The organism is Sanguibacter hominis ATCC BAA-789, from assembly GCF_012396185.1.
Classification (GTDB): domain Bacteria; phylum Actinomycetota; class Actinomycetes; order Actinomycetales; family Cellulomonadaceae; genus Flavimobilis; species Flavimobilis hominis.
Genome location: NZ_JAAXOW010000001.1, coordinates 1,095,950 through 1,116,318, shown reverse-complemented (window position 1 = coordinate 1,116,318; position 20,369 = coordinate 1,095,950). Strand labels below are relative to the sequence as shown.

At 74.4% G+C, this 20,369-nt stretch carries 21 protein-coding genes; 5 read left to right on the top strand and 16 right to left on the bottom strand.

Translation table 11 applies throughout. The annotated features are described in order from the left end of the window. Positions 1–2: 2 nt before the first annotated feature. The 10 genes from HF995_RS05130 to modA form a co-directional block, all read right to left on the bottom strand. Positions 3–1,679 (bottom strand): amidohydrolase, encoded by a 1,677-nt coding sequence (locus HF995_RS05130; RefSeq protein WP_168446672.1) that lies wholly within the window; start codon positions 1,677–1,679, stop codon positions 3–5. Beyond that, positions 1,672–3,288: an ABC transporter ATP-binding protein gene (locus tag HF995_RS05125; RefSeq protein WP_168446671.1), complete on the bottom strand. Its 1,617-nt coding sequence runs from the start codon at positions 3,286–3,288 to the stop codon at positions 1,672–1,674. Before HF995_RS05125 ends, HF995_RS05130 begins: the two co-directional genes overlap by 8 nt. Beyond that, positions 3,285–4,166, bottom strand: a complete 882-nt coding sequence (locus tag HF995_RS05120; RefSeq protein WP_168446670.1) for an ABC transporter permease — start codon at positions 4,164–4,166, stop codon at positions 3,285–3,287. Before HF995_RS05120 ends, HF995_RS05125 begins: the two co-directional genes overlap by 4 nt. Further along, positions 4,163–5,116 carry an ABC transporter permease gene (locus HF995_RS05115; protein ID WP_168446669.1) on the bottom strand — a complete coding sequence of 318 codons (954 nt, stop codon included), beginning with the start codon at positions 5,114–5,116 and terminating at the stop codon, positions 4,163–4,165. Before HF995_RS05115 ends, HF995_RS05120 begins: the two co-directional genes overlap by 4 nt. A 24-nt stretch (positions 5,117–5,140) precedes the next feature. After that, positions 5,141–6,751, bottom strand: coding sequence for an ABC transporter substrate-binding protein (locus HF995_RS05110; RefSeq protein ID WP_168446668.1), 1,611 nt, complete (start codon positions 6,749–6,751; stop codon positions 5,141–5,143). A gap of 149 nt (positions 6,752–6,900) precedes the next feature. Further along, positions 6,901–7,590 carry an HNH endonuclease family protein gene (locus HF995_RS05105; RefSeq protein ID WP_168446667.1) on the bottom strand — a complete coding sequence of 230 codons (690 nt, stop codon included), beginning with the start codon at positions 7,588–7,590 and terminating at the stop codon, positions 6,901–6,903. A gap of 220 nt (positions 7,591–7,810) precedes the next feature. Next, positions 7,811–8,290, bottom strand: coding sequence for a hypothetical protein (locus HF995_RS05100; protein WP_168446666.1), 480 nt, complete (start codon positions 8,288–8,290; stop codon positions 7,811–7,813). A 143-nt stretch (positions 8,291–8,433) separates the two neighbouring features. Next, positions 8,434–9,522: a sulfate/molybdate ABC transporter ATP-binding protein gene (locus HF995_RS05095; RefSeq protein ID WP_168446665.1), complete on the bottom strand. Its 1,089-nt coding sequence runs from the start codon at positions 9,520–9,522 to the stop codon at positions 8,434–8,436. Continuing rightward, positions 9,519–10,295 carry an ABC transporter permease gene (locus HF995_RS05090; protein WP_350308739.1) on the bottom strand — a complete coding sequence of 259 codons (777 nt, stop codon included), beginning with the start codon at positions 10,293–10,295 and terminating at the stop codon, positions 9,519–9,521. The genes HF995_RS05095 and HF995_RS05090 overlap by 4 nt, the downstream gene beginning before the upstream one ends. 68 nt (positions 10,296–10,363) lie before the next feature. Beyond that, the gene (gene modA, locus HF995_RS05085; protein ID WP_168446664.1) at positions 10,364–11,131 is read right to left on the bottom strand and encodes a molybdate ABC transporter substrate-binding protein; all 768 of its coding nucleotides are present in this window, start codon (positions 11,129–11,131) and stop codon (positions 10,364–10,366) included. 186 nt (positions 11,132–11,317) lie between these two features. Between modA and HF995_RS05080 the strand changes: the two genes are divergently transcribed. Genes HF995_RS05080 through moaA form a run of 3 tightly spaced genes read left to right on the top strand, consistent with a single transcriptional unit; the run spans position 11,318 to position 13,397 of the window. After that, positions 11,318–11,845 (top strand): MogA/MoaB family molybdenum cofactor biosynthesis protein, encoded by a 528-nt coding sequence (locus HF995_RS05080; protein ID WP_350308738.1) that lies wholly within the window; start codon positions 11,318–11,320, stop codon positions 11,843–11,845. Then, positions 11,842–12,279 (top strand): molybdenum cofactor biosynthesis protein MoaE, encoded by a 438-nt coding sequence (locus HF995_RS05075; protein ID WP_286189203.1) that lies wholly within the window; start codon positions 11,842–11,844, stop codon positions 12,277–12,279. The genes HF995_RS05080 and HF995_RS05075 overlap by 4 nt, the downstream gene beginning before the upstream one ends. Continuing rightward, a complete protein-coding gene (gene moaA, locus HF995_RS05070; RefSeq protein ID WP_434060836.1) occupies positions 12,276–13,397 on the top strand; it encodes a GTP 3',8-cyclase MoaA in 1,122 nt (373 codons plus the stop codon). The genes HF995_RS05075 and moaA overlap by 4 nt, the downstream gene beginning before the upstream one ends. 123 nt (positions 13,398–13,520) lie before the next feature. Here moaA and HF995_RS05065 read toward each other — a convergent pair whose 3' ends face one another. The 6 genes from HF995_RS05065 to HF995_RS05040 form a co-directional block, all read right to left on the bottom strand. Beyond that, complete coding sequence (locus HF995_RS05065; protein ID WP_168446662.1) at positions 13,521–13,754, bottom strand: MoaD/ThiS family protein; 234 nt, start codon at positions 13,752–13,754, stop codon at positions 13,521–13,523. After that, positions 13,754–14,083: a DUF6457 domain-containing protein gene (locus HF995_RS05060; RefSeq protein WP_168446661.1), complete on the bottom strand. Its 330-nt coding sequence runs from the start codon at positions 14,081–14,083 to the stop codon at positions 13,754–13,756. The genes HF995_RS05065 and HF995_RS05060 overlap by 1 nt, the downstream gene beginning before the upstream one ends. 107 nt (positions 14,084–14,190) lie before the next feature. After that, positions 14,191–14,883 carry a molybdenum cofactor guanylyltransferase gene (mobA, locus tag HF995_RS05055; protein WP_350308737.1) on the bottom strand — a complete coding sequence of 231 codons (693 nt, stop codon included), beginning with the start codon at positions 14,881–14,883 and terminating at the stop codon, positions 14,191–14,193. A gap of 1 nt (position 14,884) precedes the next feature. Then, positions 14,885–15,358 carry a cyclic pyranopterin monophosphate synthase MoaC gene (gene moaC / locus HF995_RS05050; RefSeq protein WP_168446660.1) on the bottom strand — a complete coding sequence of 158 codons (474 nt, stop codon included), beginning with the start codon at positions 15,356–15,358 and terminating at the stop codon, positions 14,885–14,887. Then, on the bottom strand, positions 15,355–16,608 hold the full coding sequence (locus HF995_RS05045; RefSeq protein ID WP_168446659.1) for a molybdopterin molybdotransferase MoeA: 1,254 nt from the start codon (positions 16,606–16,608) through the stop codon (positions 15,355–15,357). The genes moaC and HF995_RS05045 overlap by 4 nt, the downstream gene beginning before the upstream one ends. A gap of 229 nt (positions 16,609–16,837) precedes the next feature. Next, positions 16,838–18,049, bottom strand: a complete 1,212-nt coding sequence (locus tag HF995_RS05040) for a ThiF family adenylyltransferase (RefSeq protein ID WP_168446658.1) — start codon at positions 18,047–18,049, stop codon at positions 16,838–16,840. 76 nt (positions 18,050–18,125) lie between these two features. Here HF995_RS05040 and HF995_RS05035 point away from each other — a divergent pair, with 76 nt between their 5' ends. After that, positions 18,126–18,701 (top strand): sugar O-acetyltransferase, encoded by a 576-nt coding sequence (locus HF995_RS05035; protein ID WP_168446657.1) that lies wholly within the window; start codon positions 18,126–18,128, stop codon positions 18,699–18,701. Positions 18,702–19,041: 340 nt separating this feature from the next. After that, positions 19,042–20,298, top strand: a complete 1,257-nt coding sequence (locus tag HF995_RS05030; protein WP_168446656.1) for a VIT1/CCC1 transporter family protein — start codon at positions 19,042–19,044, stop codon at positions 20,296–20,298. The last annotated feature ends 71 nt before the right edge of the window (positions 20,299–20,369 follow it).

Below are 20,369 nucleotides of genomic sequence, written 5' to 3'. Positions count from 1 at the left end.
GCTCAATCCTCGTCGTGGACGACAACCCCGGCCAGCCACGTCTGGAGCACGCGCGCCGCCCCGATCTCGTCGGCCGGCACGGCGAACAGGTCGCGGTCCACGACCGCGAGGTCGGCGACGAGCCCGGGCTCGATCCGCCCGGCGACGTCGTCGAGCCCGTTCGCCCACGCCGCGCCGGACGTGTACGCGGCCAGACCCTCCGCGAGGGTGATCGCCTCGTCGGGCCCGAGCGCTGGGCGCTCCTCGCCGTGCAGTCGGCGGTTCACGGCGACGTGGATCGCCTGGACCGGGTCCGGCGTCGACACGGGCCAGTCGGAGCCGCCCGCGAGGACCGCGCCCGCCCGCTGGAGCGACGCGAACGGGTACTGCCACGTCGTGCGCTCGTCGCCGAGGAACGGGATGGTCAGCTCGGTCTGCACGTCCTCGCAGTTCGCCCACAGGGGCTGCGCGGAGACGACGGCGCCCACCCGGGCGAAGCGCGCCCGGTCGTCGGGGTGCACTACCTGCACGTGGGAGAGGATCGGCCGCGTCGTCAGCCGGCCCTCGGCGTCGACCATCTCGGGGTGCGCGGCGGCGGCGCGCTCCAGCGCGTCGAGCGCGAGCCGCACCGCCCGGTCGCCGATCACGTGGAAGTGCGTCTGGAAGCCCTCGGCGGTGAGCGCCGCGACGACCTCGTCGAGGTGGCTCGGCTCGAAGTACGTGTCGCCGCTGTTCTCGCTCACCGACCCGTCGACGTCGAGGTACGGGTCGATCATCGCGGCGGTCAGCGACCCGTCGACGACGCCGTCGACCATGATCTTCACGGACGTCGGCCGGAAGCGCGGCCCGTGCGAGCGCGCCCGGCGCGCGACGAGCTCGGCGACCTGCTCCATGCCGCGGCGGTGGTCCCAGCGCAGCGCGCCGACGACCGTTCCGAGCAGCTCGCCAGCCGCCTCGGCGCGCTCGTACGCCTCCTGGTCGGCGGCGAGCACCGACGCGTCCTGCCACGCCGTGATGCCCACCGCGAGCAGCGCGGCCTGGCCGGCGACGAGGTCTCGTCGGAGCGTCGCGACGTCGGGCTCGGGGATCAGCCGCTCGACGAGTCCGGTCGCCCACTCCTGCAGGACGCCCGCTGCGCGACCGTCCGCGTCGCGCTCGACACGCCCGCCGGGCGGGTCGGCGACCGGACGGCCGGACCCGTCGTCGTCAAGGCCCGCCGCCTCGATCGCGAGCGTGTTCGCCCACGCCGCGTGACCGTCGCTGCGGTGGATGAGCGCGGGGCGGTCAGGCACGACCGCGTCGAGCTGCGCGCGCGTCGGGAGGCCGCCCTCGAACAGGTCGGCGTTCCAGCCCCAGCCGGTCACCCACTCGTCCTCGGGGTGCGCAGCGGCGTAGGCGCGGATCGCCTCGAGCGTCCCGGCGAGGGTGCGCTCGCCGAGAACGTTGAGGCGGCGGTCCATGCTCGCCGCGAGGATGGGGTGGACGTGCGTGTCCTGGAAGCCGGGCGTCAGCATGCGCCCGGTCAGGTCGACGACGCGCGTCGACGGCCCGGCGTGCGCACGCACCTCGGCGTCGGGGCCGACGGCGAGGATGCGCCCGTCGCGGACCGCGACCGAGGCGGGGCGGGACGTCGACGTGGGGTCGCCGTCGAACACGGAGGCGCCGACGAGGAGGACGTCGGCGGGGCGTGAGTCAGTCACCGGGTACCTCAGCGGCGGTCGGGGCGGCGGTCGCCGACGTGGCGGCGCCGGGCGCGCCGGGGACCGCGTCGAGCAGGGCGCGCGTGTACGGGTGCTCGGGCTCGCGCAGGACGCGCGACGTCGGGCCAGCCTCGACGACCCGGCCGCCGCGCATGACGTAGACGCGGTCCGTCACCTGCTGCATGACGCCGAGGTCGTGCGAGATGAACAGGATCGTCAGTCCGAGGTCGGCGCGCAGCCGCGCGAGGAGGTCGAGGACCTGCGCCTGGACGGACACGTCGAGCGCGGAGACGGACTCGTCGCACACGAGGACGCGCGGCGCGGGCGCGAGGGCGCGGGCGATCGCGACGCGCTGCCGCTCACCGCCCGAGAGGCGCGCAGGCCGACGCCGGGCGTACGAGGCGGGCAGTCCGACCATCGTGAGGAGGTTCTTGACGGTGCGTCGCTCGGCGTCGCCCGCGGCCGCGACGTCGAGCGCCTCGCGCAGCATCGCACCGATCGTGAGCGCAGGGTTGAGCGCCGAGTACGGGTCCTGGAAGACGATCTGGACCGTGCGCGCCCGCTGTGCGGGCGTGAGCGCGGTCGTCGCGACGAGGCCGTCCGCGGCCGCAGCCGTGCCCGGCGCGCGGACCTCGATCGTGCCCGCGTCGGGCGTCTCGAGCCCGACGACGCAGCGGGCGACGGTCGTCTTGCCCGAGCCGGACTCCCCGACGACCCCGACGCACTCGCCGTCGCGCACCTCGATCGTGACGCCGTCGACTGCGCGCTCCTGCGCTCCGCGGAACTGCTTGACGAGGCCGGAGACGCGCAGGGCGAGCTGGGTCTCGGCGACCTCGCCGGACGTGCGCAGACGGCCGCGCGCGGCCTCCGCGAGAGCCTGCGTGTACGGGTGCTGCGGTGCGGCGAGCACGTCGGTCGCGCGGCCGCGCTCGACGATCGAGCCGCCGCGCATGACGACGAGGTCGTCGCAGCGTTCCTCCGCGAGGCCGAGGTCGTGGGTGATGAGGACGAGCGTCATGCCGCGCGCCTGCTGGAGGGACGCGAGCAGGTCGAGGATCTCGCGCTGCGTCGTGACGTCGAGGGCCGTCGTCGGCTCGTCGGCGACGAGGAGCTGCGGGTCGGACGCGAGCGCGGCGGCGATCGCGACGCGTTGGCGCATGCCCCCGGACAGCTCGTGCGGGTACTGCTGCGCGACGCGCGCGGGCAGCCCGACCTCGGCGAGCCGGCGGACGACCTCGGCGCGCCGGGCGGCGCGTCCGCGCGTGGGCGACGAGTCCATGACCTGCCGCCCGCAGCGGCGCAGCGGGTCGAGCGACGTGAACGGGTCCTGCAGGACGAGGACGACATGGCGCCCGCGCACCCGCCCCCAGGCACGCTCGGACGCGCCGAGGTCCACAGGGGCGCCGTCGAGCAGGACGTCGCCCGTCGCGGTGACGCCCGTGGGCAGGAGGCCCGTGAGCGCCTTGACGAGCATCGACTTGCCCGAGCCGGACTCCCCGACGACACCGAGCGTGCGCCCGCGCCCCGCCACGACGTCGACCGCGTCGACGATCACGCGCTCGCCCGCGCGGACCGTCAGGCCTCGCACCTCGAGGAAGGTCCCGCTCATGCGCGCACCTCCGTCTCGATCTCCCCGACGCCCAGGTCACCGTGCTCGAACCGCTCCGCGAGCCAGTCGCCCACCAGGTTGACGGCCGTCGCGGTGACGATGATCGCGAGCCCGGGCACGACGGACGCGGCGGGGTTGTCGAACAGGATCGCCCGGCCGTCCGCGAGCTGGCGGCCCCAGTCCGCGTCGCCGGGTGCGACGCCCAGGCCCAGGTACGACAGGCCGGACATGCTCACGAGCGCGTACGCGACGTTGAGGAATAGGTTGGTCAGCACGAGCGGCCGCACGTTCGGCAGGATGTGCCGCGTCATCACGCGCCACGCAGGCAGGCCGAGGACGCGCGTCGACTCGATGTACGGGCGGTGCGCGTGCTGCAGCACGGCAGACCGCACGAGGCGCGTGTCACCCGGGGAGAACAGCACGACGAGCACCGCGACCGTCACCCAGTACCCGCCGCCGACGACGCCCGCGACGACGATCGCGAGCAGCAGGGCGGGCATCGCGAGCGTGAGGTCCACGTACCGCGAGACGACCGCGTCGACCCACCCGCCGCGGTAGCCCGCGAGGGTCCCGAGGACCACGCCGATGAGCATCGAGCCGAGCGCGACGACGACGGGCCCGACGACGGCCGACCGCGCCCCCGCGAGCGTGAGCGCGAGGACGTCGCGCCCGAGCGAGTCCGTCCCGAGCACGTGACCGGGGGTCCCGGCGGGCGTCGCACCGAGCGTGATGTCCTGCGCGAGCGCGCCCTGCGCGACGGGCAGCACGACGAGCACGACCACGGCGAGCAGCACGAGCGCAGACACGGCGACGACGCCGGGGAGGCGCCTCAGGGCACGCGCGACCGCGCCGGGCCGGCGCCCGGCCACGGCACTCACGAGGCCACCCGTGCGCGGCGCACGCGCGGGTCGACGAGCACGGCGAACAGGTCGACGAGGGCCGTCGTCACGCCGATGAACGTGGCGATGACGAGCGTGAGCGCCTGGACGACGGGGAGGTCCTTGAACGTGATCGAGTCGGCGAGCAGCACGCCGAGGCCCGGCAGCGCGAACGTCGTCTCGACGAGGACCGACCCGCCGAACAGTCCCGCGAGGACGAGGCCCGTGCTCGTGACGATCGGCGTCGCGGCCCCACGGAGGTACATCGAGCGCACGGCCGACGGCGCGAGCCCGCGCGAGCGCGCGAACGCGACGTAGTCCTCGCTCAGCTCGCGCAGCACGGCGGTGCGCGTGATCTTCACGACGATCGCTCCGACGCCGAGCGCGAGCGCGACCGCGGGCAGCGCGAGGTGCCACAGCCGGTCGAGGCCTGGCTCGCCGAGCCCGTAGAGCGGGAACCACCCGAGCATGACCGCGAACACGTACAGCAGCAGGAGCCCGACCGCGAAGCCGGGAGCGCTGATCCCGACGATCGACGTCGCGACGATCCCGCGGTCCACCGCCGACCCGTGCCGCTGGGCGGCGCGGATGCCGAGCGGCACCCCGAAGCCGAGCGCGAGGAGCGCCGCCAGCCCGGTGAGCAGGAGCGTCACCCCGATGCGGTCGCCGAACATCTGCGTGACCGGGACGCTCGTGCGGACGGACTCGCCGAGGTCACCGGTGAGCGCGTTGCCGAGCCACTTCCAGTACTGGACGAGGAACGGGTCGTCGAGGTGGTACCGGGCGCGGATCGCGGCGACCGTCTCGGGCGCGGCGGGCCGCGTCCCGAGGAGGTTCTTCACGATGTCGCCCGGCGCCACGTAGAGCAGGGAGAACACGATGAACGACAGCACGACGAGCAGCGCGGCCAGGGTGACCAGGCGCCGCGCGAGGAAGCGGGCGACGTTCATGTGTCTCGGTCCTGCTCGGTGGGATCAGCTCGTGGCGGCGAGGCGTCCGGGCCAGCTCGTGAGGAAGAAGTAGGACGTGAAGTCCTCGGCGACGACGCGCGGCCCGACCGCGGTCGTCGACGTCCCCCAGAACACAGGAGCGTAGTAGGTGTTCTCGAGCGCGAGGCGGGTGGCCTCGATCACCGAGTCGACGCGCTCGGCGGGGTCGGTCGTCGACACGGCGGTGGCCTGCAGCGCGAAGATGTCAGGGTCCGTGAACAGGGCGGGGTTGAACTCGCCGAGCAGCCAGTCGGTCGGCCAGTCGGTCGGGACCGGCGGCGTGTAGGACATCCACGACACGGGCTGCTCGCCGTTGCCGAGCTCCGCACCCCACTGCGAGGACGGGATCTCCTTGACCTCGAGAGTGATACCGAGCTCCTTGAGGTTCTCGGCGAGGGCGAGCGAGACCTTGCCGAGGCTCGGGTCGGAGTCGGGGTAGGTGAGGGACACGGTGAAGCCCTCGGGAGTGGCCGACTGCGCGAGCTCGGCCTTGGCCTTGTCGAGGTCGAAGTCCTTCTGCGGCAGCCCCGCGACGGCGGTCGCGGCGGCCTCGGCGCCGACGTTGAGCGCGAGCTGCTCGGGCGACGTGATGCCGGTCGCGATCTCGGCGTTCCTCTTGAGGATGCCCTCGACGACTCCGGTGCGGTCGATCGCGTGCGCCACCGCGTTGCGCGCATGGATGTCGTCGAACGGTGCGAGGTTCGAGTCGAACGTCAGGCCCTGGTACGAGAGGTTCGAGACCGTCTCGACGCGGGCGCCCTCGGTCTTCTGCCACTGGTCGACCTGGTCGACGGGCACGCCGAGCGCGAGGTCGATCTTGCCTTCCTGGAACGCGAGGAGGCGCGTCGAGTCGTCGGTGATGAAGTCGAAGCGGAGCTTCTCGGCCTTGGGCGCGGCGCCCCAGTAGCTCGCGTTGCGCTCGAGCTGGACGTGCGAGTCGGGCGCGAACTCGGTGACCTTGTACGGGCCGGTGCCGACGAGGAGGTCCTGCGCGGAGCCCCACGCGGTCGCGGCCTCGTAGGACTTCTGCGACGTGACGTACAGGCCTGCGGCGGCCGACGGCGTCCAGCCGAACGTCGCGCTCGTGCCGGCGAGCTTGATCGTGATCTCTCGGTCGCCGGTCTTCTCGACGCTCTCGAGCTCGGGCCAGTAGTAGGCCGTCGAGGGCGACTTCTCGGCGTCCCGGAAGAGGTTGATCGAGAAGATGACGTCCTCGGTGGTGACGGGGCTGCCGTCGGAGAACGTCGCGTTGCGCAGCTGGTAGACCCACGTCGTGTCGTCCGGCTGGGTCCACGACTCGGCGAGCGCCGGGACGAGCTGGCCGTCGGCGTCGACGCCGACGAGGCCCTCCGCGAAGGACGTGCCGACGTAGTAGTTGAGGATCATGCCGGTCTGCCCGGTGTTCAGCGTCGAGAGCGACCCGTTGAGGCCGACCGCGACCTGGTCGAGCGTCTTGCTCGGGTCGGCCTGGGCGACGCTCGCCGTGGGAGCCGCGTCCTTCGTGGCCGGCGCGCACGCGCCGAGCGCGAGGACGACGCCGAGGGCGAGCGAGGTGGCGAGCGCGCGGGACGCGGGTCGCGTGAGGCGGAGCGACATGGGACGGGTGTCCTTTCGGGTGCTGCGTGACGCTCGTGCGAAGGGGCGAGCGGCGGGGCGTGCCAGCGCGCCGGCGGTGCGCAGCGGGGGGCTGGGTCCGGTGAAAGTACAGCGCTGCGCGCCGTTCCGCCAAACTGGATCATCGACGTCTAGAAATGTGGACGAGCGGACGTGGTCTGCGTCTCCACGGTCACGCACGAGTCGAGCGTCCGCCCGATCGCGCGGCGCTCCGCGGTCGTCACGCTCAACGACCAGCGCGCCTTGACCGTCACCTGCGCTGCGACGTACCGGCAGCGGTATCCGCGCTGTGGCGGGAGCCACTCGTCAGCAGACGCCGCGCCCTTGTCCTGGTTCGCCGCGCCGTCGACCGCGAGCAGGTTCTGCGGGTCGTTCGCGAACCGCGCGCGGTCCTCGGCGGTCCAGGCGTGCGCGCCCGAGCGCCAGGCATCGGCGAGGGCGACGACGTGGTCGACCTGGACGAGCGAGCTCGTGTCCTGCCCCCGCCGGAACTCGACGTCCTGACCTGTGTAGCGGTCAGCGAGACGACCGCTCAGCACGACGCAGTCCTGCGTGCCGGGCTTGAACGTCACGGCGGTCAGGTCGCGGGCGAGGACGTCGTTGCGGGTGTCGCAGCCGTTGCGGTCGACGTCGGCCCACGCCGGGCCGAAGGCCTCCCGGTCGTAGGCAGGAGAGCGCGGAGCGTCGACCACGGCGAGCGCAGCGAGGTCGGCGCGGACCTGAGCGAGCTGCTCCGCAGTCACGGGGTACGTCGCCCCGGGGGCCCGCCCGCCCAGCAGCAGGACCGCGAGGACGGCCCCGAGCAGGACGGCGACGCTCACGAGGAGCCGGACCGTCCGGCGTCGAGCCCCGCGTGCCCGGCCGCGCCCAGGCCCCGCCTGACGGCGCGGGCGGGCGGAACCACGGACGGACGGGCGGGAACGCGCAGGTGGGAGGGCGACGGTCGGCACCGGACAAGGATGTCCGACCCGGCTGACATCCGGGCGCACACCGCTCACGGCGCGTCATCGGCACGCGCCGCCAGTGGTTGTGGGCAGCCTGCTAGCTCCGCACGCCCGGCTCGGCGGACCACGCCACGACGACCGCCGCGCACACCGCGGCAGAGACGAGCGCGACGAGCCACGAGTCCCGCATGAGAGCACCGAACACCGTGATGGCGTGCGCGGCCACCACGAGCGCCGTCGCCCACGTCCGCACCGCGTGCAGCGGGGCGGGCGTCCGGGGCAGGCGCCCCGTCCACAGGGCCTCCGCCGTCGAGGCGAGCGCGCCAGCAAGCACGATCGCTGCGACGATCACCCCGGTACGGGACAGGACGCCCGCGCTCGCGGTCCCGTCGAGACCGGCGGCCGCGATCGCTCGCGAGGCGAGGGCGAGCACGCTCCAGCCCGCGCCGACGACCTCGACCGCGAGCACGGCCGCGACGACGCGCGACCGGACGCGCACGCGCGTGCCCCGGGTCCCCGTGGCAGGTGGCGCGGCGCGGTCTCGGCGCACGGCCATGATGATGCTGTTGTCGCTCATGGAGCCCCCTGGTTCCGTCTGTCCCTGCGATTCTGGCGCGCAGGGCCGACTGAGTCATCATCCCTAGGAATGAGAACTCATCCACCATCGGGCAGGGGAAAGCACCCAGGCCCGCGTCGGTGCGCAGGCCACAGCGCTGGACATCAGCGGGCGTAGGTCGTGACGCCCGACGCGTCCGCGCGGCACCATGCACGTGCGAGGACGCCGTCGGGCAAGCCGCTCGTGGTCGCCCGCTCGAGGCGCGCCGCATCAGCGAGGCTCGCCCATGCGGACACGCGCGCTCCCTCCGCCTGGCCGAGCCGGCCGCGGACGAGCGCGTGGTCCCCGCGCGGCTCGACCCCGTCGACAGCGAGCGGAAGGTCGCCCGGACCACCCGGCCCGTCGACGAGGCGCAGCGCCGTCGGCGCGAGCACGGCCCACCCCTCGCTGCCAGAGCCCGGCACAGCGCCCGGGACCGACGTCGCGACGCCCGGCACGAGCGTCCCGTCATCGAGCAGCAGCCCGTCCGCGACGGCCGTGCCGCGTACGCGCTCGAGACCCGCGAAGTGCGCCGCAAAGTCCGACCGCGGCAGCGTCAGCGCGAGATCGACCGGCGCGTCGTCGACCACCTCACCCGCCTCGAGCACGACGACGCGGTCGGCGAGCGTCAGCACGTCCAGGACGTCGTGGCTCACGAACAGCGTCGCGCGCCGCTCCTGGCCCGCGAGCAGGTGACGCACCTGCGCCGCGGCACGCACGTCGAGCGACGCCGACGGCTCGTCGAGCACGAGCACCTGCGGTCGGGACGCCAGCGCCCGCGCGAGCGCGACCCGCGCCGCCTGCCCGCCCGACAGACGCGCGCGACGCACACCGACGAGGTCCGCGAGCCCGACCGCCTCGAGCCAGCGCGCCGCCTCCGCCCGCGCGCGGCCCCGCGCCACACCCCGCGACCGCAGCCCGAACGCGACGTTGTCGACGACCGACAGATGGTCGAACAGCAGCGGCTCCTGCCCGAGCAGACCCACGTGCCGCTCGTGCGGCGGGACCCACGTCGCGGCGTCGGCCACCGTACGGCCGCCCAGCCCGACGCGGCCCGCGGAAGGCCGCACGAGCCCCGCGACGAGCTCGACGAGCGTCGACTTGCCCGACCCGTTGGGCCCGACGAGCGCGACACGCTCGCCCGCCGCGACCGTGAGCGCCGCACGCACACGCCCCGCGACGTGCGCGTCGACGTCCACAGCAGGCGCGGTCACGGCGCCACCTCGCGCGCGGCGCGAGAAGCCCGCCGGTCGGTCGCGCCGTACGCGACGACGACGAGCACCGCCGCCACGACCATCAGGACGAGTGCGAGCGCGAGCGCGGCGTCCGTGTCGGACTCGCGTCGCAGGTAGATCTCGAGCGGCAGCGTCCGCGTCGTGCCCTGGAGCGAGCCCGCGAACGTCAACGTCGCACCGAACTCGCCGAGCGCACGCGCGAACGCGAGCACCGCCCCGGCCGCGAGCCCCGGCAGCAGCCGCGGCAGCGTGACGCGCCACAGCACGCGCGACGGCCGCGCCCCGAGCGTCGCCGCGACCGCCTCGTGGCGAGTCCCCGCCGTGCGCAGCGCACCCTCGCACGTGAGGACGAGGAACGGCATCGCGATGAACGTCTGCGCCAGCACGACGGCGGTCGTCGAGAACGCGATCGACACGCCCCACGCGTCGAGGTGCTGGCCGAGCAGGCCGCGCCTGCCGAACGCCGTCAGCAGGGCGAGACCGCCCACGACGGGCGGCAGGACGAGCGGCAGCAGCACGACCGCGCGCACGAGCGAGAGCCAGCGCGCCCGTCCGCGCGCGAGGACGAGCGCGATCGGTACGCCCAGCACGACGCAGAGCGCGGTCGTCGCGAGCGACGTCCGGAGCGACAGGCCGAGCGCCGCCCGGGACGCCTCGCTCGTTACGAGCTCGGGGAGACGCGCGAGGTCGACCCTCAGCACCACGCCGACGAGCGGCACCGCGACCAGCAGCAGCCCGAGCACGGCCGGCACAAGGACCCACCGTGGCGGTCGCACCGGGACGGCAGGCGCCCGCGAGGCCGTGCTGCGCGGCGAGCGCGTCACGTGTCCCCGAACCCCAGCCCGAGGAGCACCCCGGTCCCGATCTCCGAGACGAGGAAGTCGATGAACGCGCGCGCGGCCTCGGGGTGCTCACCCGCGAGCGGTGCAGCCTGGTACGTGTTCTTGTCCTCGATGCACTCGGGGCACGGGACGATGTCCACCTTCGCGGTGACGATGTCCGTCTCGTAGACGAGACCCGCGTCCGCCTCGCCCGCCACCACCTTCGCGAGCACGTCGCTCACGTTCGACTCCTCGGAGACGGGGTGGAGCCGGACACCCGTCGCGGCCTCGACGCGCTTGGCCGACGCGCCGCACGGAACCTCGGGCGCGCACATGACGAGAGCGAGGTCGTCGTCGGCCAGGTCTGCCCACGAGGTGACGCCCGCGCGGTTGCCGGGAGGGGTGGCGATGATGAGCGTGTTCGTCGCGAAGGACCGGGGCTCATCCACGACGAGCTCGGGCGCCTCGGTGACGACGCGCTGCATCGTCAGCTCGTCGGCAGTGGCGAGCACGTCGGCCGGAGCGCCCTCGAGGACCTGCGCGGCGAGGTCCTGCGACCCGGCGTAGGAGAAGGTCACGCCGATACCGGTCGACTCCGTGAACTGCTCGCCGATCTCCTCGAACGCGATCGAGAGGGACGCTGCCGCGAACACCGTGATCTCTTCCCCCGCGAGCTCGGCACCACCCGGCCGTCGTTCGCCCGCGCACGCGGTCAGGCTCGTGACGAGGACGAGCGCCGCGGCTGCGGCGAGCGGTCGGCGGTTCACCGGTGGTCTCCTGGAGTCTCGACGATGAGGGACGTGGCACTCACGATGGGAGCGATCCTAGGCCCGGACGTGCGCAAGGCCGAAGCGCGTGCGGGGCCGTGCGCAGTGCATGGACTCGTGCCGCGCGACGATTTTCACGGCGGTATCGTTGCGGAAACGCTCGACCACGTCACCAGGAGGCGCCACGTGACCCCAGCAGCCGCCTGGCACGTCCACGTCATCACCGTCTCCGACAGGTGCGCCTCCGGGGACGCGGTCGACCTGTCGGGCCCGCTCGCCGCGAAGATCCTCACCGCCTCCGGCTTCCACGTCACGACATCTCTCGTGCCGGACGGCGCAGCCCAGGTGGGCGAGGGCATCGAGGCCGCGCTCGTCGACGGCGCCCGCGCCGTCATCACCACCGGCGGCACCGGCGTGACGCCCCGCGACCAGACACCCGAGGGAACGCGCCCCCTGCTCGACGCCGAGCTCCCTGGCATCGCCGAAGAGCTGCGCCGCCGCGGCGCCCTCTCCGTGCCGGCCGCGCTCCTGTCCCGCGGCCTCGCGGGCGTCGCGCACGTCCCCGGGCCCGACGGCGGCACGCGCCGCGGCGTCGTCGTGAACCTTCCCGGCTCGCAGGGCGGCGTCCGTGACGGCCTCGACCTGCTCGCGCCGCTCCTGCCGCACCTCCTCGACCAGCTCGACGGCGGCGACCACACAGGAGACGGCGCATGACGACCGCGCCCAGCATGACCGCCGTCCGGCTCGCGCGCGTCACCGACGTCCCGCTGAGCGTCGACGAGCACCTCGAGGCCGTGCGGGCCAGCGCTGCGGGCGCCGTCGTGACGTTCATCGGACAGGTCCGCGACCACGACCCGTCAGTCGTCGGCGAGGTCACGAGCCTCGAGTACTCCGCGCACCCCGACGCCGAGCAGGTCCTCGCCGACGTCGTCACCCGCGTCGCAGCGCCCGGCACGCTCGTCGCGATCTCCCACCGCACCGGCCTGCTCGACGTCGGCGGTCTCGCCCTCGTCGCCGCCGTCTCCGCAGCGCACCGCCGGCTCGCGTTCGAGACGTGCGAGGCGCTCGTCGAGGCGGTCAAGGCGGAGCTGCCCGTGTGGAAGCGGGAGATCCTGCGGGACGGCACCTACCACTGGGTCGGTCTGTGACCTTCCTGCCCGTGCCGCTCGTGCGGCCACAGGAGCCGGAGCCCGGGCCCGCCCTCGTGGCACCCGAGCCCGCACCTGCCGCACCCCGCCGGACCGCGGGCGCGCGCCCCGCGCTCGTCGACGGCTTCGGCCGGGTGCACCGCGACCTGCGCATCTCGCTCACCGACCGCTGCTCCCTGCGCTGCCTCTACTGCATGCCTGCCGAGGGCGTCCCGTGGCTGCCGAAGGACACGCTGCTCACGACGCCCGAGATGGCGCGGATCGCACGCGCCGCCGTCGCCGCAGGGGTCCGCGAGATCCGGCTGACGGGCGGCGAGCCGCTCCTGCGGCCTGACGTCGTCGACGTCGTCGCCGCCCTCGCCGAGCTGCGCGCTCCCGACGACGCGCCCGACGCAGGCACGCCCGTCGAGCTCTCCCTCACGACGAACGGGCTCGCGCTGCCGCGCGTCGCGCAGCGGCTCGTCGACGCAGGCCTGGCCCGCGTCAACATCTCGATCGACACGCTCGACCGGGAGCGTTTTGCGACGCTGACCCGCCGCGACCGGCTCGACGACGTCATCGCGGGGATCGACGCCGCGCTCGCGGCCGGCCTCGCACCCGTCAAGCTCAACGCCGTCGCGATGCGCGGCGTCAACGACGACGAGATCGTCGCGCTCACCCGGTTCGCCGTCGAGCGCGGGTGCGAGATGCGGTTCATCGAGCAGATGCCGCTCGACGCAGGACACGTGTGGGACCGCGTCGAGATGGTCGACGGCCAGGAGATCCTCGACGTGCTCGCGCGCGAGTTCACGCTCACGCCCGTCGGGGAGCGCGGTGCAGCGCCCGCGGAGAAGTTCCTGCTCGACGACGGCCCCGCGACCGTCGGCGTCATCGCGTCGGTGACCGCGCCGTTCTGCGGGTCGTGCGACCGCGTGCGCCTCACCGCCGACGGCTACCTGCGGTCCTGCCTGTTCGCGCGCGAGGAGACGGACCTGCGGTCCGTCGTGCGCTCCGGTGCCGACGACGACGCGATCGACGCGGCCCTGCGCACGTGCCTCGCCGGGAAGAAGGCCGGGCACGGTATCGGCGAGCCTGGCTTCGAGCAGCCCGACCGCCCGATGAGCGCGATCGGCGGCTGAACCAGTCACGGGCGGGGTCTGCCTCGAGGTCGTGACTTCTGCACCCAGGTCGTGAGCCAGAGCTCACGACCTCGGGTCGAGACTCACGACCTCGGAGGACGTCCCAGGACTCGGGCGGCTCGCTCAGCCGCCCGCGAAGGGCGGCAGGACGTCGACCGTCGCGGACGCCGGCACCGGCTCGGCGTCGTCGGACGCGCGCCGCCCGTCGACGAGCAGCGCGCACCGGTCCAGGACCGTCCCGAGCCGCGCCACCCCGCCCAGGGCGGCGCGCAGCGCGCCCACCGTCGGCGCGTCGACCGTCAGCTCCGCCGCTCCCGCGGCCTCAGCGGCACCGGCGAACAGCCTGACCTGCGCCATCAGGAATCCCCGGCGGTGCCTGCGGCCTCGGGCCGCCAGGACGAGACGAGTGCTGACGCCTTCGTCGAGAGCTCACGCACCGCGGCCGTCGTGTCAGGCTCGCCCGCCGACGAGTCCGTCGCGATCCCCGTCGAGAGACCCGCCGCGAAACCGATCGCGAACGTCGTCAGCGGCCCCGCCGGACGTGCGACGCCGTGCGCCGCGACGCGCGTGGCGTCGAGGAGGGCGTCGATGTCGACCTCGCCGAAGGACACGCCGAGCTCTCGCTCGAGCGCGGCCATCCACTCAACGAGGGTGACACGGACATCGATGTTGTCGGACGGGCTCATGGGATCACCTCGTTGTCAGGGCCATCGTGTGCCCACCATCCTTCCACCTGCAGGCACGCACGGCCCTTCCCGGACGTCGGCCGCCCGCAGCTGGTCGGCCGTCCCGGCTAGTCGGACGGACGCCGCTTGTCGGACGGCCGGTGCAGCGCGTCGAGGTCAGCCCACGTGTCGACGTCGGCGCTCGCGCCCGTGACGTCGTCGACCCGGACGAGGTCGAAGCCACCGACGAGCCCGCGCACGCTCGCCCCCGTGAGCTCGCCGCGCTCCGTGGCGAGCGCGCCGAGCGCGTCGGCGAGCGCGGCGCGGCGGTAGACGGCGAGCAGCCACTGGTCCCGCCCCTCAGCCCGCGCGCACGCCCCGTCCGCGGCCGGAGCCCCCTGCAGCGCGTCGACGAGCGCGGGCAGCAACCGCGCACCCCCGGGGACGTCGCACGCGACGACCGCGACCAGGTCGCCGACGCTCCGCGCGGCGTCGGCACGCAGCGGCGTGCCCTGCGGTGCGCGGGCGGGCCCGGCGGTGTCGAGCACCGCGAGCCCCGCGGCGATCCCGGCGACCGGCCCGCCGAACGGCGGATCCTCCTGCACCTGGACGAGCGGCACGGGAGACGGCACGGCGACGTCGGGCGGCCCCACGACCGCGACCCGCCGGACGAGCCCCGACGCCGCGAGGCCGTCGAGGACGTGCGCGAGCAGCTCACGCCCGTCGAGCAGGACGTGCGGCTTCGCCGCGCCGTCGAGCCGCCGCGCCCGACCGCCCGCGAGCACGACCGCGTCGAGCACGGACACGGGCGGGACGGTCACGTCAGTCCTCGCGGTGCCAGTCGCCGGACTTGCCGCCCGTCTTCGCGACGAGTTGCACGTCAGCGATGTGCACCGACTTGTCCATGCCCTTGACCATGTCGACGACCGCGAGAGCTGCGACGCTCACCGCGGTCAGCGCCTCCATCTCCACCCCCGTGCGGTCGGCGGTGCGGACGGTCGCGACGATCGCGACGCCGTCGTCCGTCACCTCGAGGTCCACGACCGCGCCGTGCACCCCGATGACGTGCGCGAGCGGCAACAGCTCCGCCGTCCGCTTCGCGCCCGCGATCCCCGCGATGCGCGCGACCGCCAGGACGTCACCCTTCGGCGTCGAGCCGTCGCGCAGCGCCGCCACAACTGCGGGCGTGCACACGACTCGGCCGCGCGCTGTCGCCGAGCGGACGGTCGGCACCTTCTCGGTGACGTCCACCATGCGCGCGTGGCCGGACTGGTCGAGGTGCGTGAAGCTGCTCATCGGTCGATCTCCAGGAGGGTGAGGACGTCGCCGGGACGCACCTCGTCGACGTCCGCTGGGACGACGGCGAGCGCCTCGGCGAGGGCGAGGGACGCGACGAGGTGCGAGCCGGAGCCGCCCGACGTCGCGGGGCGGACACCGTCGTCGTCGACGACGACAGGTACGTGCTGGGTGCGGCCCGCCGGGCTGCGCCAGCCGGTCGCCGCGACGACGTGACGTGCGGGGGCGTGCGGTTCCTGGCCGAGCAGTGCGCGCAGCAGCGGCCGCACGACCACCTCGAACGACACGAACACGCTCACCGGGTTGCCCGGCAACGTCACGATCGGGGTGCCGTGCACGCGACCGTAGCCCTGCGGCTTGCCCGGCTGCATCGCGACCTTCGTGAACGTCACTGCCGGCGCACCGTCAGGACCGGGGGCGGAGAGCAGCTCCTTGACGACGTCGTGCGCGCCCGCGCTCACCCCGCCCGAGGTGACGATCAGGTCCGCGTCCGCCGCAGCCGTCTCGAGAACGGCGCGCAGCGCCGCCGGGTCGTCCGCGACCGCGCCCACGCGGTGCACGTCCGCACCGGCCGCACGCGCGAGGCCCGCGAGGAGCGTCGAGTTCGAGTCCGGGATCTGACCGTGCTCGAGCGGCTCGCCCGGCGCACGCAGCTCGGCGCCCGTCGACAGGACGTGCACGCGCGGGCGACGGACGACGTCGAGCGTCGCGTACCCGACCGACGCCGCAGCCGACGCGTGCCGTGCCGTGAGCCGCATCCCGGCGACGATCACGACGTCCCCTGGCGCGACGTCGTCGGCTGCGCGCCGCACGTGCGCACCCTCCGCGGGTGCCGCGACGACCTCCACGCGGACCGTGTCACCGCCCCCGGCGAACGTGCCGGTGACCGTCAGCTCGACCGGCACGACCGCGTCCGCACCCGGCGGGACCGGCGCGCCCGTCATGATGCGCGCCGCCTGGCCGGGCCCGACGTGCGGCTGGGCCGCGCTCCCCGCGGGAAGGTCCGCGACGACGTCGAGAGCCCTCGGAGCCTGCGCGGTCGCGGTCAGCAGGTCCGCCCGCCGGACCGCGAAGCCGTCCATCGCCGAGTTGTCGAACGGCGGCACGGCGACGCGCGCGAGCAGGTCGGCGGCAAGGACACGGCCCGGCGCGTCGTCGAGCGCGACAGTCTCGACGGCTGGCGTGCGGCCGTCCGCGAGCGTGAGCACCTGCGCGACATGGTCGGCGACAGGGACGAGGGCAGCAGGCACGACCCCAATCTAGCCGCGCGAGATGGGCCACGGTCGTGGTGGCCCACGGCGGCCCACGGTGGACGAGGCGGTGCGGCTGGCGCCTGCCCGCCGGCGAGTCCGTCACCTCCGGCTGAGTCCGTCAGCTGCGACCGACGGACTCGGCCCGGGACTGACGGACTCACGGCCCTGCACCCGGCGCGCCAGAGTGCGCGACGTCGCGCTCTAGGTCACGACGTCGACAGGGGCGTCAGGCCTCCGGCCAGACCGTCATGCCGCCGGGGAGGTGCGCGACGCGCGTCCAGCCCGCCGCGCGCAGCAGCGTCAGGGCTTGCGCGGACCGACCGCCGACCGCGCAGAACAGGACGACGTCGCGGTCTCGCGGGACCAGCGCCCGCCCGTCGGCGGTGAGGAGCACGTCGAGCGGGACGTGCACCGAGCCCGGGATCGTGCGGATGTCGCGCTCCTGGGTGGTGCGCACGTCGACGACGACGACGTCGTCCTCTCCCGCCTCGCGCGCGTCGAGCCGACGACGCAGCTCGCGCGCCGTGATCTCGTCGGGCAGAACGGTGGCCGCCGCGGGCAGGTCGGTGGCCGAGGTGACGCTCTGACCCGACCCTGGGTTGCCGGACCCGGCGCCGCTGGTTGCGCCGCTGGTCACCGCGCCGTGGGACCCGTGGCTGTCGGTCCGGGGGCCGTGCGCGGCGACCAGCGGCACCTCGGTCCAGCGCGACCGCAGCGCGTCGATCACGAGGACACGACCGAGCAGGACGTCGCCGACGCCGGCGACGAGCTTGATCGCCTCGGTCGCCATGAGGGACCCGACCTGCCCGCACATCGCCCCGAGCACGCCGGCCTGCGAGCACGACGGCACGCTCCCCGGCGCGGGCGGCTCGGGGAACAGGTCGCGGAGGGTGACGCCGCGGCCGTCGGGCGCGTCCGCCCAGAACACGGAGACCTGCGCGTCCATCTGCAGCACGGACGCCCACACGACGGGCAGCCCGAGGCGCGCGCACGCGTCGGAGACGAGATAGCGGGTGTCGAAGTTGTCCGTCCCGTCGAGGACGAGGTCGTAGCCGCGCAGGATCTCGTCGGCGTTCGCCTCGGTCAGCCGCACGTCGTGGAGCACGACGTCGACCCCCGGGTCGAGCGCCCGCGCCGCCCGCGCGGCCGAGCGCGTCTTGAGCGTCCCGACGTCCTCGGTGCGGTGCAGCACCTGACGCTGGAGGTTGGAGAGAGCGACGACGTCGTCGTCCACGACGCCGAGCGTCCCGACGCCCGCCGCGACCAGGTACGAGATCGCCGGGGAGCCGAGGCCGCCCGCGCCGAGCACGCACACGCGCGCGTTGCGGACGCGCCGCTGCGCCTCCTCGCCGAACCCCGCGAGGAGGAGGTGCCGGGAGAAGCGCTCGACGTCGTCGGGCGTGAGCGGCGGCCCGACCGCGACCAGGGGTGCCAGCATCCCCCCAACCTACCGGCGGCCTCGCGCCCTCGACGGCTCTCGTGGTCGCGGTCGGACGGCGGGCTATGGTCGCCGCATGACTGACACCCGATCGATGCGCGAGCGCATGCTCGCCGGAGACCCGTACATCGCTGACGACCCCGAGCTTGCCGAGGCGTCCGCCCAGGCGCTCGACCTGATGGACGCGTTCAACGCGACGTCGGTCCGGCAGGGGCCGCTGCGCCGCAGCCTCCTCGAGCAGATGCTCGGCGCGTTCGGTGAGGGCTCCGAGATCCGGCCGCCGTTCTACGTCGACTACGGCACGAACATCACGATCGGTGCGCGCTGCTTCGCGAACTTCGGGCTGACGGCGCTTGACGTCGCACCCATCACGATCGGCGACGACGTCCTCATCGGGACCCACGTCCAGCTCCTCACCCCGACGCACCCCACCGAGCCGGGGCCCCGCCGTGACAAGTGGGAGGCCGCGAAGCCGATCGTCATCGGCGACAACGTCTGGCTCGGCGGCGGGGTCGTGGTGTGCCCGGGCGTGACGATCGGCGAGAACACGGTCGTCGGGGCTGGGGCGGTCGTGACGAAGGACCTGCCGGCGAACGTCGTCGCCGTCGGCAACCCGGCGCGCGTCATCAAGCACCTCGACCCGGACGCCTGACCGGATCCACCACGTCGGACCTCCTCCGCGAGCCAGCTCCCGCCCTGCGCTTGAGGTAGGGCCCAGCGCGCGAGGTAGGGCCATGCGCCTGAGGTAGGGCCATGCGCGCGAGGTAGGGCCATGCAGGGGGCTGTCTGGCGAGGAAGGCCCTACCTCGGCAGAGGTGGGCAGCGACGCGGAACGCCCGTCGGACGGCGGAGGGTGCGGCGACAGAGCGACGCGGCTCGGCGGCGGTGGCAGCGACACCTCGCCGCGCGTCGGCGTCGGGCCCCGGAAAGTGCGGACGGCCGAACTTTCCCGCTCGGAGACGCGGCGCGGTGCCCCTGGAAGAATCAGGGGCATGCCCGACAACCTCGACAACTCGCCGCGCCCGGACGACGACGCGCAGCACCCGTGCGGTCGCACGCCGACGGCCGCCGACGTGCGCCGTTGGCGCCGCTACCTCGCGGACGAGCTGGCGGAGGCGCAGGTCTACCGTGACCTCGCCCAGAGCCGCACGGGCGAGGAGCGGGAGATCCTCCTCGCGATCGCCGAGGCTGAGGGCCGGCACGCCGCGCACTGGACGACCCTGCTCGGGCCCGACGCCAAGCCCGCCGCCCGCACGCTGCGCAGCCGTGCGCTCGGCTGGCTCGCCCGCCGCTTCGGCTCCGTGTTCACGCTCGCGCTCGTGCAGCGCGCGGAGTCGCGCTCCGAGTACGAGGCCGACGCTGACGCGACCGCCGCGATGGCCGCCGACGAACGGATCCACGAGGAGGTCGTGCGGTCCCTCGCGACGCGCGGCCGACGCCGCATCTCGGGGAACTTCCGTGCCGCCGTCTTCGGCGCGAACGACGGCCTGGTGTCGAACCTCGCCCTCATCCTCGGCATCGGCGCATCCGGCGTCTCGGCTGCGACCGTGCTGCTCACGGGTATCGCAGGTCTGCTCGCTGGCGCCCTCTCGATGGGTGCCGGCGAGTTCGTGTCGGTGCGCTCGCAGCGCGAGCTCGCCGAGGCGTCCCGCCCGTCGCCGCACGCGCGCCGTGCGCTGCCCGACCTCGACGTCGACGCGAACGAGCTCGCGCTCGTGTACCGGGCCCGCGGCATGGACACCGAGTCCGCGGAGGAGCGCGCGCGCCGCACGCTCGCGCTCGTGCAGCGCGTCGAGCAGGCGCAGGCAGGCGAGATCGAGGTGCTCGAGCTCGAGGAGTCGGCCCTGCCGTCCGACGCGGTGCACGCGGCGGCCAGCGAGGAGCCGCACCCCCCGGCGCACGGCGCCGAGAGGCACGACGGCGCGAGCCACGATGCCGAAGGGCAGGACGAGGGTGAGTCGCACGACCTGCTCGGGTCGGCGTGGGGCGCGGCAGCGTCGTCGTTCTGCTTCTTCGCGAGCGGCGCGCTCCTGCCCGTGCTGCCCTACCTGTTCGGGCTCGAGGGGTTGGCGGCCGTCGTGGCCGCGACGCTCGTCGTGGGCCTCGCGCTGCTCGCCACGGGGGCGACGGTCGGCGTCCTCTCGGGTGCGTCGCCGGGCCGTCGGGCGCTACGCCAGATCGCGATCGGCTACGGCGCGGCCGGCGCGACCTACCTGCTCGGCCTGGGGTTCGGCACGACGGTCGCGTAGCCGTCCGACGATGATCCGAGGCGGGTGCGTCGCGAGAACGTTCTCGCGGCGCACCCGCCTCGTCCGTCCGC